Origin of the sequence: Pseudomonas sp. AN-B15 (assembly GCF_019056475.1) — a bacterium.
GTDB classification, from domain to species: Bacteria; Pseudomonadota; Gammaproteobacteria; order Pseudomonadales; family Pseudomonadaceae; genus Aquipseudomonas; species Aquipseudomonas parakoreensis.
Genome location: NZ_CP049737.1, coordinates 4761492 through 4777998 on the forward strand (window position 1 = coordinate 4761492; position 16507 = coordinate 4777998).

Genomic DNA, 16507 nt, shown 5'->3' on the forward strand with positions numbered 1-16507 from the left:
GCATGACGGGTAAGATATATCTTAAGTTGTATCTAAACACGACGAGAGAGAAGGAAAATGAGAGACCATCATGCCCCCCATCACCACCGCGAACACGGCGACGGCCGTGACGGCTTCGAAAAACGCCCCGGCCGTGAACGCGGCGGACGCGGCCCACGGGTGTTCGCCCCGGGCGACCTGAAATTGTTGCTGCTGGCGCTGATCGCCGAGCAGCCGTGCCACGGCTACGACCTGATCCGCCAGATCGAAGGCATGTTCGACGGCGCGTACAGCCCAAGCCCCGGGGTGATCTACCCGACCCTGACTTTCCTCGAAGAAAGCGACCTGATCAGTGGCGACGCCGAAGCCGGCAAAAAGCGCTACAGCGTCACTGACGCCGGTCGTCTGTCTTTAAGTGAGCAAGCCGTCGCACTGGACGGTGTACGCATGCGCATTGACGTCAGCAAACGTTCGTTGCGCGGCCACGACCGACCGCCGGAAATACACGAGGCCGTGCACAACCTGCGCCATGCCCTGCAAATGCACCACGGCCGCTGGAGCGCCGAAGAAATCCTGCGTGTGCGTGACCTGCTCAACGACACCGCCAAAGCCATCGTCGACGGCCCCGCCGTTCAATCTGCCCCGGAGAAAGCCGAATGACTGCAGTCGATACCCAAACCATTCACCGCGTGATGCACGACATCAAACGCCGCAAGCTCGAAGTGCTGCGCGTGGTCGACCTGACCCCGCGCATGCGCCGCATCACCCTCGGCGGCCCGGAGCTGGCCGGGTTCATCAGCCTGGGCACCGACGATCACGTCAAACTGCTGTTCCCGCAGAACGCCGAACAGGCAGCAGCGCTGGAGACCATGGTGCTCGGCGCGGGCAAGGACAATGGCCCGATGCCCGAGATGCGCGACTACACCCCGCGTCGCTATGACCTGGAAAAGCTCGAGCTGGACATCGACTTCGTCCTGCACGGCGACGGCCCTGCCTCGACTTGGGCCGAACAGGCCAGGCCAGGGCAATTCCTGCACATCGGCGGCCCGCGCGGCTCGATGATCGTGCCGGACATCTTCGACAGCTACCTGCTGATCGGCGACGAAACCGCCCTGCCCGCCATCGCCCGACGCCTCGAAAGTCTGGCGGCCAATCGCAAGGCACTGGTGGTGATCGAAGTGGAGAACGGTGCCGAGCAACAGGTGCTGGAGAGCGCGGCGCAGGTCAACGTGATCTGGGTGCTGCGCGAAGGTGGCAAGGACAACCTGCTGACCACCGTCAGACAGCTGCAGGTGCCCAAGGGCAATCTGTATGCATGGGTGGCGACCGAGACCAAGGTCTCGCGGCAGATCCGCCGGGTGCTGCTGGATGAGCATGGGCTCAATGAGCAGTTCGTCAAAGCCGTGGGCTACTGGCGGGCCGAGGGTTCCGCAGAAGAGTGATTTGCCCTGTAGGAGCTGCCGCAGGCTGCGATCTTTTGATCTTGTTTTTGAACAATCAACGTCAAAAGATCGCAGCCTGCGGCAGCTCCTACAGGTGCTTTAACTTCGTGCAAATCTCCAGCGATCCAGGCCGATCACCAGCAAGCCAATCAGCACAAACCCCACCATTATCCCTCCGGCATTGATGAACACCTGTGCATAACCGAGCAGTGCCACATCAATGAACGGATACGCGTACGCGCCGAGCTGATGCCCGCGCAGCAACGCGTAAACGAAATACACCAGCGGGTAAATCAGCCACAGCGGCAAGTGCCACAGGCGCAACGTGCCTTTGGGTACGCAAAACCACCAGTAGCCGAGAAACAGTAGCGGCATCACGTCGTGCAGCAGTTCGTCAGCGATAAACTGCCAGCCCTGCGGATGCCACAAATGCCGCAGCAGAATGCTGTAGGCGAGACCGACCACGGCGATGCTCACGGCAATCCCGCTGCTGACCCATGGCTGCAGAAACCAGCGTTGCGCGGCGGATTCACGCCGGGTAACCGCGCAGGTCAGCACGCTCGCCACCAGGGTGTTGGTCAATACGGTGAAGTAGCTGAAAAAACTCACCAGCCCGCCCAGCAGGCTGGCGTCGACACTCAGCCGTGCGAGGAAAATCAGGTACAGCTGAATGCTCAGCCCGGCCCAACCGAGGCTGGCGATGAGCGTGATCAGGCGTCGCCGCATAACGGCGTCCATCTCAGAGCGGTCGCTTGGTGCGCATCAGTTTCACGTACAAGCGCTCGACCTTCTCCCGTGCCCAAGGTGTTTTGCGCAAGAACGTCAGGCTCGACTTGATGCTCGGATCGCTCTTGAAGCAGCGGATATCGATACGCTCGGCCAACCCTGACCACTCGTAATGCGCCACCAGCGCATTGAGGATCTGTTCGAGGGTGACGCCATGCAGCGGATCAGGAGAGTGGTCGTTCATGCCAAGCCTTTGGACGGAGTGAAAATGCACAAGCCGCGCACCTTAGCCGAGGGGCCGGTCAGGTGGAAGGCCTTGCATCAAATGTAGGCCAACCGCAGAAGATCGCAGCCTGTGATCCGCGCCACAATGCGCCCGTTTGACGCACTGTTACCGAATCCGAAACGCTGCATGTCTGCAAAAGCCCTTTGTCTTTTTGTTGCAGATCATTATCCTGCCGCCCTTCAGCTGAATCGCTTCACTGCCTGCGTCAAATTGAAGCGCTCGGTTTACCCCCAGAAAACATCAAAAAAGACTGATCCATGCCTGATTTTTCCTTCTCCCGAGACAGCGCTATCTCAGCCCTGCGCCTGATCGGCGGCTGCACCGCGCTCGGCTTCGTCACCTGTGCCCAGGCGACCCCCGCCTTCGACAGCGACTCACCGTGGATGCTCGGTGACTGGAACGGCACCCGTAGCGAACTCGCGGAAAAAGGCTACGACTTCAAACTCGATTACACCGGCGAAATGGGCAGCAACCTGCACGGCGGCTACGACCACGATCGCACCGCGCGCTACAGCGATCAGTTCGGTCTGGGCACGCACCTGGACCTGCAAAAAATCCTCGGCTGGGACGATGCCGAATTTCAGCTGACCCTCACCAAGCGCAGCGGCAACAACATCAGCAACGACCGGATCAACGATCCACGCGTGGGCGGCTTCACTTCGGCCCAGGAAGTCTGGGGCCGTGGCCAGACCACGCGCCTGACGCAGATGTGGTACCAGCAGAAATTCTTCGACCAGAAGCTCGACATCAAGGTCGGCCGTTTCGGTGAAGGCGAAGACTTCAACAGCTTCCCGTGCGACTTCCAGAACCTGGCGTTCTGCGGCTCGCAGGTCGGCAACTGGGTCGGCGGCATCTGGTACAACTGGCCAGTCAGCCAGTGGGCGCTGCGGGTCAAATATCACCTGACCCCAGAGTTGTACGCGCAGGTCGGCGCTTACGAGCAGAACCCGTCGAACCTCGATCGCGGCAACGGTTTCAAACTCAGCGGCAGCGGCACCCAGGGCGCCGTGCTGCCGGTGGAGCTGGTGTGGACGCCAAAGCTCAATGGCTTGCCGGGCGAATACCGCGCCGGTTACTACTACAGCAGCGCCAAGGCCTCCGACGTCTATAAAGACCAGAACGGCCAGCCTGCCGCCCTGAGCGGCGAAGCCTACCGCAGCGCGTCGAGCAAACACGGCGTGTGGTTCGGCGCGCAGCAGCAAGTCACCAGCATTGCCAGCGATCATTCGCGCGGCTTGAGCGTGTTCGCCAACGCGACGATGCATGACAAGAAAACCAACGCGATCGACAACTACGTGCAGGCCGGCGTCGTTTACAAAGGCCCGTTCGATGCCCGCGCCAAGGACGACATCGGTTTCGCCCTGGCCCGCGTGCACGTCAACCCGGCCTTCCGCAAAAACGCCGAAGCGAGCAATCAGGCGCAGGCGGTCTACGACTACGACGACCCGTCCTTCCTGCCACCGCAGGACACCGAATACAGCGCCGAACTGTATTACGGCGTGCACCTCGCCAACTGGCTGACGGTGCGCCCGAACCTGCAATACATCCGCCATCCGGGCGGCGTGGACCAGGTCGATGACGCACTGATTGCGGGGATCAAGATCCAGTCGTCGTTCTAAAAAACACTGAAGAAACCTGTGGGAGCTGGCTTGCCAGCGATGCGATTTCACATTCGCCATTATCGTCGGCTGACACTTCGCCATCGCTGGCAAGCCAGCTCCCACAGGGATCGGGAAAAATTCGTTAGCTAGACAAGTTTTTATCTGAACCATACCTGCGCCCAATCGTCATCTAAAGTGACTACAGCGCGGGACTACATAAACGTCACGGAGAATCACACTATGAGCACCGAAAGTGCTTCGAGTCGAGGCCGTCTGCTACCGAGCCTGCTCGGCATTCTGCTTCTACTGATGGGCCTGGCCATGCTGGCCGGAGGGGTCAAGCTGAGCATGCTCGGCGGCTCGCTGTACTACCTGCTGGCCGGTATCGGCATCGCCCTGTCCGGCATTCTGTTGCTGCTGCGCCGTCGTGCAGCGCTGGGTCTGTACGCCATCGTGCTGTTCGCCAGCACGGTCTGGGCGCTGTGGGAAGTCGGTCTGGACTGGTGGCAACTGGTGCCGCGCCTGGCCCTGTGGTTCGTCCTCGGCATCGTGATGTTGCTGCCGTGGTTCCGTCGTCCGCTGCTGCTCAATGGCCCGGCGCCGATGGGCACCGGTGGTCTGAGCGTGGCCGTGGTTCTGGCGGGTGTGACCGCTCTGGCCAGCCTGTTCACTCACCCGGGTGAAACCTTTGGTGAACTGGGCCGCGACACCGCGGACATGACCAGCACCGCACCGCAGATGCCTGACGGCGACTGGCAGGCCTACGGCCGTACCGAATTCGGTGACCGTTACTCGCCGCTGAAGCAGATCACCCCGGCCAATGTCGGCAAGCTGCAAGAAGCCTGGCGCATCCAGACCGGCGACCTGCCAACCGCAGATGACCCGGTCGAGCTGACCAACGAAAACACCCCGCTCAAAGCCAACGGCATGCTCTATGCGTGCACCGCGCACAGCAAAGTGCTGGCGCTGGACCCGGACACCGGCAAGGAAATCTGGCGCTTCGACCCGCAGATCAAGAGCCCGGTGGGCTTCAAGGGCTTCGCCCACATGACCTGCCGTGGCGTGTCGTACTACGACGAAGCGGCTTACGCCAAGTCTGAAAACGCCGCGTCCGCCGTTGTCTCCGAAGCCGGCAAAGCCGTTGCCCAGGCTTGCCCGCGTCGCCTGTACCTGCCAACCGCCGATGCCCGCCTGATCGCGCTGAACGCCGACACCGGCAAGATCTGCGAAGGCTTCGGCAACAACGGCGTGGTCGACCTGACCCAAGGCATCGGCCCGTTCACCGCTGGTGGCTACTACTCCACCTCGCCGGCGGCGATTACCCGTGATCTGGTGATCATGGGCGGTCACGTCACCGACAACGAATCGACCAACGAGCCATCCGGCGTGATCCGCGCTTTCGACGTGCGCGACGGTCACCTGGTGTGGAACTGGGACAGCGACAAGCCCGACGCCACCGAGCCATTGGCCCCGGGCGAAATCTACAGCCGCAACTCGGCCAACATGTGGTCGCTGGCCAGCGTCGACGAAAAACTCGGCATGGTTTACCTGCCACTGGGCAACCAGACTCCAGACCAGTGGGGCGCCGACCGCACCCCAGGCGCCGAGAAATTCAGCGCCGGCATCGTCGCCCTCGACCTGGCCACCGGTAAAGTGCGCTGGAACTACCAGTTCACCCACCACGACCTGTGGGACATGGACGTTGGCAGCCAGCCAACCCTGCTCGACATGAAAACCGCCGACGGCGTGAAACCGGCGCTGATCGCCCCGACCAAACAGGGCAGCCTGTACGTCCTCGACCGTCGTGACGGCACGCCGATCATCCCGATCAAGGAAATCCCGGTTCCGCAAGGCGCCGTGAAAGGCGACCACACCGCACCGACCCAGGCCCGTTCGGACCTCAACCTGCTGGCCCCGGAACTGACCGAAAAAGCCATGTGGGGCGCCAGCCCGTTCGACCAGATGCTGTGCCGCATCCAGTTCAAGGAACTGCGCTACGAAGGCCAATACACGCCTCCGTCGGAACAGGGCAGCCTGATCTACCCGGGTAACGTCGGCGTGTTCAACTGGGGCGGCGTTTCGGTCGACCCGGTTCGCCAGATGCTGTTCACCAGCCCGAACTACATGGCCTTCGTTTCGAAAATGGTGCCACGCGAGAAAGTCGCCGCCGGCAGCAAACGCGAAAGCGAAACCGCTGGCGTGCAGCCGAACACTGGCGCGCCGTACGCGGTGATCATGCACCCGTTCATGTCGCCACTGGGCGTACCGTGCCAGGCCCCAGCCTGGGGCTACGTTGCCGGCATCGACCTGACCACCGGCAAAGTCGTCTGGAAACGCAAAAACGGCACCAGCCGCGACAGCTCGCCAATCCCGATCGGCTTCACCCTGGGCGTGCCAAGCATGGGCGGCTCGATGGTGACTGCCGGCGGCGTCGGCTTCCTCAGCGGCACCCTCGACCAGTACCTGCGCGCCTACGACGTGAACACCGGTAAAGAACTGTGGAAATCGCGTCTGCCGGCTGGCGGCCAAGCGACTCCGATGACCTATACCGGCAAGGACGGCAAGCAATACGTGCTGCTCGTTGTGGGCGGTCACGGCTCGCTGGGCACCAAGATGGGTGACTACGTGATTGCATACAAACTGCCGGAATAAGTTTTAGCGGCGGTAATAGAAAGGCGATGCTCCGTGAGGGGCATCGCCTTTTTTGTGCCCACCCAATATCCCTGTAGGAGCTGCCGAAGGCTGCGATCTTTTGACTTTGATTTTAAAAGCCAGATCAAAAGATCGCAGCCTTCGGCAGCTCCTACAGGAAAATGTGCTGGTCTATGGGAATGTGTTCGTCCTACAAATGCTGGTGATTGCGCGGAGTTTTCCGACAGGTCGCGTCGGTTGTGCCTCGGAAGTTGGCTGGATAGGCTCTGGTGGTCGCTGGAAATTCAGCGGCCGGGCGTCGCGGCCCGAGCAATCCATTCGATTTGATGCATAATCGCCAGCCCAAACGGGAGCGCTCAGGTGCTCTGTGTTTGGTTTGATGGTGGCTGTGCGCGGGATACCTTCGGGTATGCCGAGATTGCCGAATGGCTCGGTCCGCGAACCCGCGTACAGCTGCCACCCTCAGTCGCGTCGCGGCGATTGAGAGTGACAGCCCCACTTCTCATTCGGAGCTTCACCATGATCAAACCCACACCCAATCCCCCCGAAACCTCACCTTACGAATCCCTCGATTCAAAAAAACTCCACGATGCCGCCGAGCGTGCGCTGGATCACTACCTGAAACCCTCCGCCGCCGCGGTGAGATTCCACAAACCCAGCAGCATGTTCCAGGTCGCCCCGGACATGGACAACGAAAGCCTGCTGGTCCACGCTTGCGAATCACTGGCCCAAGCCAGCCTCATGACCAGCGACATCGCCGCGTACATCGACATCCCGCAGCGCCGGACGATACTGGCCATTCAGCAAATCATCATGCTCGCCGAACTGGCGGTGAACCGAGTGCTGGATAACCACGAAATCTCACAATCTCCAACACACAACTAATCCCCTGTGGGAGCGAGCCTGCTCGCGAAGGCGCCAGCGCATTCATGTTTAAGGTGCCTGACCCACCGCTTTCGCGAGCAGGCTCGCTCCCACAGGTAAATTGAGTACATTCCGCCAGAACATGGTCGGCTGTCAGGCCGCCATCGCTGGCAAGCCAGCTCCCACAGTTTTGATTGTGTATGCCCCATGCGGCGCAGCCGCCCCACTCAAAACAATGAGCGCAAGCTCGAGTACCGCTCTTGATCTCCCACAGGTAAATTGAGTGCATTCAGCCAGAACATGGCCGGCTGTCAGGCCGCCATCGCTGGCAAGCCAGCTCCCACAGTTTTGATTGTGTATGCCCCATGCGGCGCAGCCGCCCCACTCAAAACAATGAGCGCAAGCTCGAGTACCGCTCTTGATCTCCCACAGGTAAATCGAGTGCATTCAGCCAGAACATGGTCGGCTGTCAGGCCGCCATCGCTGGCAAGCCAGCTCCCACAGTTTTGATTGTGAATGCCCCATGCGGCGCAGCCGCCCCACTCAAAACAATGAGCGCAAGCTCGAGTACCGCTCTTGATCTCCCACAGGTAAATTGAGTGCATTCAGCCAGAACCTGGTCGGCTGTCAGGCCGCCATCGCTGGCAAGCCAGCTCCCACAGTTTTGATTGTGTATGCCCCATGCGGCGCAGCCGCCCCACTCAAAACAATGAGCGCAAGCTCGAGTACCGCTCTTGATCTCCCACAGGTAAATTGAGTGCATTCAGCCAGAACATGGTCGGCTGTCAGGCCGCCATCGCTGGCAAGCCAGCTCCCACAAAATCAAGATCAAAAGATCGCAGCCTGCGGCAGCTCCTACAGGGAAAATTAAGTACAACCCGCACGCGGCGCATGCCGCCCCACTCAACAGGATGAGCGTTAGCTCGGCTGCAGCTCTTGATCTTGATCCACGGGCGACATCGGAAGGCTGAGCGGAGGGATTGATCCGGGCGTGGGAGCGCAGCGACCGTTTGGCGCAGCCAAACACAGCGAGAGGAGGTGCAGCGAAGCAAACCGTAGGCGCTGCGCCCGGATCGATCCCGCAGCGAAGGGACCCCGAGCTTTAGCGAGCGGGCCGCACGCAGGAGCAAGCCTTTTCGGTTACCTTTTCGGCGTTTGGAAAAGGTGACTCGCCGTAAGGGCGAAACCGCCAGCCGCCACACCCCAAAAAACGGATATACCCCCAAAACCCCAAGAACCTGGTCGGCCCAAAGGCCGCCAAGTCCAAAGCGTGACGCCTGTCAAAACCCTGAACACACAAGCAGAAACACCGCCCCCCATTGAAACCACCCCAAGCCTGCCCCATCTAAGACCCATACCCCATTGCGCAGGTGCCCCAATGAGCGACCAGCAAGAATTCCCGGACAACCCCGACGACTACACCGAAGCCGAACACATCGAACACACCTCCTCCGGCAAAGGCCTGGCCCTGCCCGGCCAGAACCTGCCGGACAAGGTCTACGTCATCCCGATCCACAACCGCCCGTTCTTCCCGGCCCAAGTGCTGCCGGTCATCGTCAACGAAGAACCCTGGGCCGAAACCCTCGATCTGGTCAGTAAATCCGAACACCACTCCCTGGCCCTATTCTTCATGGACACGCCCCAGGAAGACCCGCGCCACTTCAACACCAAAGCCCTGCCGGAATACGGCACGCTGGTGAAGGTGCACCACGCCAGCCGCGAAAACGGCAAACTGCAGTTCGTCGCCCAGGGCCTGAGCCGCGTGCGCATCAAGACCTGGCTCAAGCACCACCGCCCGCCGTATCTCGTTGAAGTCGAATACCCGCACCAGCCGACCGAGCCGACTGACGAGGTCAAGGCCTACGGCATGGCGCTGATCAACGCGATCAAGGAACTGCTGCCGCTCAACCCGCTGTACAGCGAAGAGCTGAAGAACTACCTCAATCGCTTCAGCCCCAATGATCCGTCGCCGCTGACCGACTTCGCCGCCGCTCTCACGTCGGCGACAGGTAATGAGCTGCAGGAAGTGCTCGACTGCGTGCCGATGCTCAAGCGCATGGAAAAAGTCCTGCCGATGCTGCGCAAGGAAGTCGAAGTCGCGCGCCTGCAGAAAGAGATCTCGGCGGAAGTTAACCGCAAGATCGGCGAGCACCAGCGCGAGTTCTTCCTCAAAGAACAACTCAAGGTGATCCAGCAGGAACTCGGCCTGACCAAGGACGACCGCAGCGCCGACCTTGAACAGTTCGAACAACGCCTGGAAGGCAAAGTCCTGCCGGCGCAGGTGCAAAAGCGCCTTGAAGAAGAAATGAACAAACTGTCGATCCTCGAAACCGGATCGCCGGAATACGCGGTCACCCGCAACTATCTCGACTGGGCGACCTCGGTGCCGTGGGGCGTGTACGGCGAGGACAAACTCGACCTCAAACACGCGCGCAAGGTGCTCGACAAACACCACGCCGGCCTCGACGACATCAAGGACCGCATCCTCGAATTTCTCGCGGTCGGTGCCTACAAGGGCGAAATCAGTGGCTCGATCGTGCTGCTGGTCGGCCCGCCAGGCGTGGGCAAAACCAGCGTCGGCAAGTCCATCGCCGAATCCCTTGGCCGACCGTTCTACCGCTTCAGCCTCGGCGGCATGCGTGACGAAGCCGAGATCAAGGGCCACCGCCGCACCTACATCGGCGCGCAGCCGGGCAAACTGGTGCAGGCGCTGAAAGACGTCGAAGTGATGAACCCGGTGATCATGCTCGACGAGATCGACAAAATGGGCCAGAGCTACCAGGGCGACCCGGCCTCGGCGCTGCTGGAAACCCTCGACCCGGAACAGAACGTCGAATTCCTCGACCACTACCTTGACCTGCGCATGGACCTGTCGAAAGTCCTGTTCGTGTGCACCGCCAACACCCTGGATTCGATCCCCGGGCCGTTGCTGGACCGCATGGAAGTGATTCGCCTGTCGGGCTACATCACCGAAGAAAAAGTCGCCATCGCCAAGCGCCACCTGTGGCCGAAGCTGCTGGAAAAGGCCGGCGTGTCCAAAGGCAGCCTGAGCATCAGCGACAGCGCGCTCAAAGCCTTGATCGACGGTTACGCCCGGGAGGCCGGGGTGCGCCAACTGGAAAAACAGATGGGCAAACTGGTACGCAAAGCGGTGATGAAGCTGATTGAGGACCCGAAAGCGGTGATCAAGCTCGGGCCGAAAGACCTCGAAGCCTCGCTGGGTCATCCCGTGTTCCGCAACGAACAAGTGCTGTCCGGCACCGGTGTGATCACCGGTCTGGCCTGGACCAGCATGGGCGGCGCCACCCTGCCGATCGAAGCCACACGCATTCACACGCTCAATCGCGGTTTCAAACTCACCGGGCAATTGGGCGATGTAATGAAAGAGTCGGCGGAAATCGCCTACAGCTACGTCAGCTCGCACCTGAAGTCATTCGGCGGCGATCCGAAATTCTTCGACGAAGCCTTCGTCCACCTGCATGTGCCGGAAGGCGCCACACCAAAGGACGGCCCGAGCGCCGGCGTGACCATGGCCAGCGCCCTGCTCTCGCTTGCCCGCAATCAGCCGCCGAAAAAAGGCGTGGCGATGACCGGTGAATTGACGCTCACCGGGCATGTGCTGCCGATTGGCGGGGTGCGTGAAAAGGTCATCGCGGCGCGGCGGCAGAAGATCTTCGAACTGATCCTGCCGGAGCCGAACCGGGGCAACTTCGAGGAATTGCCGGATTATCTGAAGGAAGGGCTTACCGTGCACTTCGCCAAGCGCTTTGCAGATGTGGCGAAAGTGCTGTTCTGACAGAGCTTTAGCGCCTGAACTGACGCTATCGCTGGCAAGCCAGCTCCCACAGTGTTCGAGGTGTTCACAAATCCTGTGTTCACCACAATCCCTGTGGGAGCTGGCTTGCCAGCGATGGCGTCAGTTCTGATAACACTGGACTGCCCGACTGTCACACTTTGTCTCATCTTCAGTTATGCTCGCCGTTCGTCGTCAACGCCGGAGCCACTGAGCCTATGTCCCCCACTCGCCTGTTTATCCCCCTCGCCCTTTCTCTGCTGGCGGCCTGCGCCACGCAACCGAAACAGAACGTGACCGTGGAAAAACAGAGCGAATGCCCCGTGCGTCTCACCAACGGACAACACCTGACTGTGATGCTGCCGAGCAATCCCACCACCGGTTACCGTTGGGCGATTCAGGACTCGGCCGGTGGTGTGCTGCGCGCGCTCAGCCCCGAGGTCTACAGCAGTCCGAAAGACTCGGGGATGGTCGGTGCGGGCGGATTCTCCACCTGGCGCTTTCAGGCCTTCGCCACCGGCACCGGACGCCTGCGCCTGACCTCGCAGCAACCTTGGGAACCAGAAGTTGAACCGGCAGAAACCTTCGACTGCGCGATTTCGGTGAACTGATCGTGGGCTGGCTGATTCTGGCGCTGATGGGCGCGGCGACATTTCTCTACGGCGTCAGCACCCATGCGGCGCTGCTGTGCCTGTTGGTCAAACCGTTGCCGGTGCTGGCGCTGCTCGGCTGGCTGCACGATGCGCCACCCAGCGACTATCGGCGCTGGATCAGCCTCGGGCTGATTTTTTCTGTGCTCGGTGACGTGTTGCTGGCGTGGCCGGGGGATCTGTTTGTGTTTGGCCTGGGTGCGTTTCTGGTGGCGCATCTGGCGTATCTCAAGGCATACCTCAGCGATTGCAAACGGCTGGCGCTGCTGCCACTGGTGCTGGCGCTCGGCGTGGGCGCAGTGCTGCTGGGGATGCTGATTTCCAGCGGTCTTGGGCCATTGCTGGTGCCGGTGGTCGTCTATGGTACCGCGATCAGCGCCATGCTCTGGCGCGCCCTCGCCCGCCTCGGCACCGACGTGCCCAAGCGCTCGGCACTGCTGGCGGCGGCGGGTGCGCTGGCGTTCGTGTTTTCGGACAGTGTGATTGGTATTGATCGTTTCGTATCGCCATTCCACGCGGCGCCGTATGTGATCATCCTCAGTTACTGGCTGGGGCAGTGGGGGATCGCCGCTTCGGCGTTTTCCGTGAAACACCGCTAATTTTGTAGTGAGGGGATTTATCCCCGATGGGCTGCGCAGCGGCCCCGAAAGTGTCATTGAGTTATGTCAGACAGACCGCAGCCACAGGTTTTGGGGCTGCTTCGCAGCCCATCGGGGATAAATCCCCTCGCCACGTCGGACAACCCAAGCATCCCAGCGCCACTTTGGCTAAAATGCCGGCCTTTTCATCGACACCGCCGGAACCGCCGTGAGCAAAGAACCCGATCGCATTTTCGCCCACCCGATGGCCCAGGTGCCTGACTTCGCCTTCAACGAGGACGTGGTGCGGGTGTTCCCGGACATGATCAAGCGCTCGGTACCAGGTTACCCGACCATCGTCGAAAACCTCGGCGTGCTCGCGGCGCAATTCGCCCAACCAAACAGCGTGCTGTATGACTTGGGAGCCTCGCTCGGCGCCGTCACTCAAGCGCTGCGCCGTCACGTGCGCACCGACGGTTGCCGGGTGATCGCGGTGGATAACTCGGCAGCGATGGTCGAGCGTTGCCGCGAATACCTCAATGGTCAGGATTCGATGTTCCAGGAATTGCTGCCGGTCGAGGTGATCGAAGGCGACATTCTCGCCCTCGAATTCAAACCGGCTTCGGTGGTGGCGCTGAACTTCACCCTTCAATTCATTGCGCCCGAGCAGCGTACCGCGTTGCTGTCGCGCATCCGTCAATCGCTGCTGCCCGGCGGCGCGTTGATTCTGTCGGAAAAACTGCGCTTCAACGATGCCGAAGAACACGCGCTGCTGACCGACCTGCATGTCGCGTTCAAACGTGCCAACGGCTACAGCGAACTGGAAATCGCCCAGAAGCGCAGCGCCATCGAAAACGTCATGAAGCCCGACAGCCTCGAAGAACACCGCGAACGCCTGCTGGCCGCCGGGTTCTCGAAAGTCGTGCCGTGGTTCCAGTGTCTTAACTTTGCCTCGTTGATTGCCTTGCCATGATTGATCTGTCCCCCCTCGCCCGCCGTTTGGCCGGCACACCGCTGGCCGACTGGGCCAACACCCTGCAAGTGCAGCTCGACAAGAAAATGGAGAAAGGTCACGGCGATCTGGAGCGCTGGCAGAGTGCGCTGGACGCATTGCCGGAACTTGAGCCGACTGAAGTCGATCTGGTCAACGGCCTGAAACTCGACACCGATTGCGACGCCGAAACCCGCGCCCGGATGCGCACCGCACTGATGGGCCTGTCGCCGTGGCGCAAAGGTCCGTTCGATCTGTTCGGCGTGCACGTCGACACCGAATGGCGCTCGGACTGGAAGTGGTCGCGGGTCGCCCCGCATCTGGACCTGAAGGGCAAACGCATCCTCGACGTTGGTTGCGGCAACGGCTACTACATGTGGCGCATGCTTGGCGCCGGCGCCGACAGCGTGATCGGCGTCGACCCGAACTGGTTGTTCTTCTGCCAGTTCCAGGCCGTGCAACGCTACCTGTCGGAACCGAATGCCTGGCACCTGCCGTTTCCGTTCGAAGACCTGCCGCCGAACCTGGAAGGCTTCGACACGGTGTTTTCCATGGGCGTGTTCTACCACCGTCGTTCGCCGATCGAGCATTTGCTGGCGCTGAAGGATTGCCTGGTCAAGGGCGGTGAACTGGTGCTGGAAACGCTGGTGGTTGAAGGCGACAAGCATCAGGTGCTGGTGCCGGAAGATCGCTACGCACAGATGCGCAACGTGTGGTTCCTGCCGTCGGTGCCGGCGCTGGAATTGTGGTTGCGCCGGGCAGGCTTCACCGACATCCGCTGCGTGGACGTCAGCACCACGACGGTTGAAGAACAGCGCGGCACAGAGTGGATGAAGTACCAGTCGCTGAGCGACTTCCTCGATCCCGAAGATCACAGCAAGACCATCGAAGGCTTGCCGGCACCGATGCGGGCGGTGATTGTCGCGAAAAAGTAACGATCCCTTCCAGACACTGCAAAAATTTGTGGGAGCTGGCTTGCCAGCGATAACGGTGGATCAGTCGACATCAATGCTTGATGTGCCGACGCCATCGCTGGCAAGCCAGCTCCCACAGGGTTTGATGTTGTTCTTCAGTCAGCGGGTTTTGCCCGCCGCGCCCTGAAGAATTCGGTCAACACCGCCCCACACTCCTCCGCCAGCACCCCGCCTTCATACAGCACCCGGTGATTCAAAAAGCCCTGGGTGAAGAACTGCCCCTGACTCTGCACAATCCCGGCCTTGGGCTCCAGTGCGCCATACACCACGCGAGCAACCCGCGAATGCACGATCAGCCCGGCGCACATGCTGCACGGTTCCAGCGTCACGTACAGCGTGCTGCCCGGCAGGCGATAGTTGCTGACGGCCTGCGCGGCGGCACGGATCGCGACCATTTCCGCGTGGGCACTCGGGTCGCTGGTGGTGATCGGGCAGTTGTAGCCGCGACCGATGATTTCACCGTCCTGCACCAGCACCGCACCCACCGGCACTTCGCCGAGGGCGGCGCCTTGGGCGGCGAGTTCCAAGGCTTCGCGCATGAAATCGCGGTCACGGCTGCGGTCGATGATCGCGGCGGGGCGAATCTGGCGCATCACTTCACCTCGATGGCGGCCATCAGGCCGGTTTCCATGTGGTCGATCACGTGGCAATGGAACATCCACACCCCCGGGTTATCCGCCACCAGCGCCACTTGCGCACGCTCGTTCTTGCCCAACAGATAGGTGTCGGTGAAGTACGGAGTGATTTTGTGCCGGTTCGACGCAATCACCTTGAAGCTCATGCCGTGCAGGTGAATCGGGTGCTGATACTGGGTCATGTTCTTCAGTTCGAAGATGTAGCTCTGGCCCAGCTTCAAGCTGGCGATCGGCCGATCGGCGCAGGTCTTGTCGGTGATGTCCCAGGCCTTGCCGTTGATCTGCCACAGGCTCGGCGGCTTGCCGTTGTCGACATTCACCGACACCGAACCGACCCATTCGAAATTGAAGTTGAGTTTCTCGGCATTCGCCAGATCCGGCTCGGCCACCGGGTTGGCGGGCAAGGCTTTCGGCCACGCGGTCGGCGCATCGTTATTGGCCACCGAGCGCAAGGTTCCCAGACGCACCGGGCCGTTGCGCAGCGACAATTCTTCACCGGCCGGCGGCGCCTTGATCGCCAGGCAGATACGCATGCCCGGCCCCAGCCAGTATTCCTTGCCCAGCGGCCGCGGCTCGATCGGGTTGCCGTCCAGCGCATAAATCTGCGCTTCGACGCCGGGAATGTTGATGCGATACGTCAGGGTGTTGTCGAGGTTGAGCAAGCGCACCCGGGTGATCTGCCCGGCCGGCAACTCGATCACCGGCGTTGGCACGCCGTTGATGGTCGACAAGCGTCCCGCCGTACCGCCACGCGCCGCTTCCCGGGGGATGCTGAATTCGACGAAATTGCCTTGCTCGTCGATGTGCCAGTTCTTCAGGCTCAGGGTCTTTTCGTACTTGAAACCGGTCGGCTCGCGCTCTTCGACAATCAACGGCCCGACCAGCCCGCGCCCCAGCTCTTCGCTGCTGCTGACATGCGGGTGATACCAGTAGCTGCCGGCATCCGGCACGCGGAATTTGTAATCGAAGTATTCACCGGGCAGCACCGGCAATTGCGAGACGTACGGTACGCCGTCCATCTCCAGCGGCAAACGGATGCCGTGCCAGTGAATGGTGGTCGCCACCGGCAGGTGGTTGATGAACCGTACCCGCAGCCACTCGCCCTGACGCACGCGCAACTCGGTGCCCGGTGCCGACGGGCCGAACGCCCACGCCTCGGTCTTGTGTCCCGGCACCAGCTCAACGTCCAGCGGCGCCGCGATCAGCTCATAGTCATGCCCCGCGTCGGCGTCGGCCATCTTGCCCAGCCAGTAACGCGACGCGCCTCCCGCTCCGACACCAACGACAACAAGACCGGCCAGGCCACCGAGGATTTGGCGACGGGTAAAGGACATGA

At 61.3% G+C, this 16507-nt stretch carries 14 protein-coding genes; 10 read left to right on the plus strand and 4 right to left on the minus strand.

Annotation, left to right across the window (positions count from 1 at the left end; all coding sequences use genetic code 11):
• Positions 1–57 precede the first annotated feature (57 nt).
• Both GTQ41_RS21465 and GTQ41_RS21470 read left to right on the plus strand, forming a co-directional pair.
• Positions 58–639 carry a PadR family transcriptional regulator gene (locus tag GTQ41_RS21465; RefSeq protein WP_047296280.1) on the plus strand — a complete coding sequence of 194 codons (582 nt, stop codon included), beginning with the start codon at positions 58–60 and terminating at the stop codon, positions 637–639.
• A complete protein-coding gene (locus GTQ41_RS21470) occupies positions 636–1421 on the plus strand; it encodes a siderophore-interacting protein (protein WP_047296282.1) in 786 nt (261 codons plus the stop codon). The genes GTQ41_RS21465 and GTQ41_RS21470 overlap by 4 nt, the downstream gene beginning before the upstream one ends.
• Positions 1422–1520: 99 nt before the next feature.
• Here the strand turns inward: GTQ41_RS21470 and GTQ41_RS21475 are convergent, their stop codons facing one another.
• The gene (locus GTQ41_RS21475; protein WP_047296284.1) at positions 1521–2159 is read right to left on the minus strand and encodes a Pr6Pr family membrane protein; all 639 of its coding nucleotides are present in this window, start codon (positions 2157–2159) and stop codon (positions 1521–1523) included.
• Position 2160: 1 nt separating this feature from the next.
• Positions 2161–2391: a VF530 family DNA-binding protein gene (locus GTQ41_RS21480; protein WP_041068262.1), complete on the minus strand. Its 231-nt coding sequence runs from the start codon at positions 2389–2391 to the stop codon at positions 2161–2163.
• 299 nt (positions 2392–2690) lie between these two features.
• Between GTQ41_RS21480 and GTQ41_RS21485 the strand changes: the two genes are divergently transcribed.
• The 8 genes from GTQ41_RS21485 (at position 2691) to cmoB (ending at position 14497) form a co-directional block, all read left to right on the plus strand.
• On the plus strand, positions 2691–4052 hold the full coding sequence (locus GTQ41_RS21485) for a carbohydrate porin (protein WP_047296286.1): 1362 nt from the start codon (positions 2691–2693) through the stop codon (positions 4050–4052).
• 222 nt (positions 4053–4274) lie between these two features.
• Positions 4275–6686: a glucose/quinate/shikimate family membrane-bound PQQ-dependent dehydrogenase gene (locus tag GTQ41_RS21490; protein ID WP_047296288.1), complete on the plus strand. Its 2412-nt coding sequence runs from the start codon at positions 4275–4277 to the stop codon at positions 6684–6686.
• Between the two features lie 519 nt (positions 6687–7205).
• A complete protein-coding gene (locus tag GTQ41_RS21495) occupies positions 7206–7571 on the plus strand; it encodes a DUF6124 family protein (RefSeq protein ID WP_047296289.1) in 366 nt (121 codons plus the stop codon).
• Between the two features lie 1357 nt (positions 7572–8928).
• A complete protein-coding gene (gene lon, locus GTQ41_RS21500) occupies positions 8929–11346 on the plus strand; it encodes an endopeptidase La (RefSeq protein WP_047296310.1) in 2418 nt (805 codons plus the stop codon).
• 215 nt (positions 11347–11561) lie between these two features.
• Complete coding sequence (locus tag GTQ41_RS21505; protein ID WP_047296311.1) at positions 11562–11954, plus strand: protease inhibitor I42 family protein; 393 nt, start codon at positions 11562–11564, stop codon at positions 11952–11954.
• 2 nt (positions 11955–11956) lie between these two features.
• Positions 11957–12592: a lysoplasmalogenase gene (locus tag GTQ41_RS21510; protein ID WP_179294962.1), complete on the plus strand. Its 636-nt coding sequence runs from the start codon at positions 11957–11959 to the stop codon at positions 12590–12592.
• 244 nt (positions 12593–12836) lie between these two features.
• Positions 12837–13544, plus strand: a complete 708-nt coding sequence (cmoA, locus tag GTQ41_RS21515; RefSeq protein WP_219737930.1) for a carboxy-S-adenosyl-L-methionine synthase CmoA — start codon at positions 12837–12839, stop codon at positions 13542–13544.
• On the plus strand, positions 13541–14497 hold the full coding sequence (gene cmoB / locus GTQ41_RS21520; protein ID WP_047296317.1) for a tRNA 5-methoxyuridine(34)/uridine 5-oxyacetic acid(34) synthase CmoB: 957 nt from the start codon (positions 13541–13543) through the stop codon (positions 14495–14497). The genes cmoA and cmoB overlap by 4 nt, the downstream gene beginning before the upstream one ends.
• A gap of 134 nt (positions 14498–14631) precedes the next feature.
• Here the strand turns inward: cmoB and tadA are convergent, their stop codons facing one another.
• On the minus strand, positions 14632–15129 hold the full coding sequence (gene tadA, locus GTQ41_RS21525; RefSeq protein ID WP_047296319.1) for a tRNA adenosine(34) deaminase TadA: 498 nt from the start codon (positions 15127–15129) through the stop codon (positions 14632–14634).
• A complete protein-coding gene (locus GTQ41_RS21530; protein WP_047296321.1) occupies positions 15129–16505 on the minus strand; it encodes a multicopper oxidase family protein in 1377 nt (458 codons plus the stop codon). The genes tadA and GTQ41_RS21530 overlap by 1 nt, the downstream gene beginning before the upstream one ends.
• Between the last annotated feature and the right edge of the window lie 2 nt (positions 16506–16507).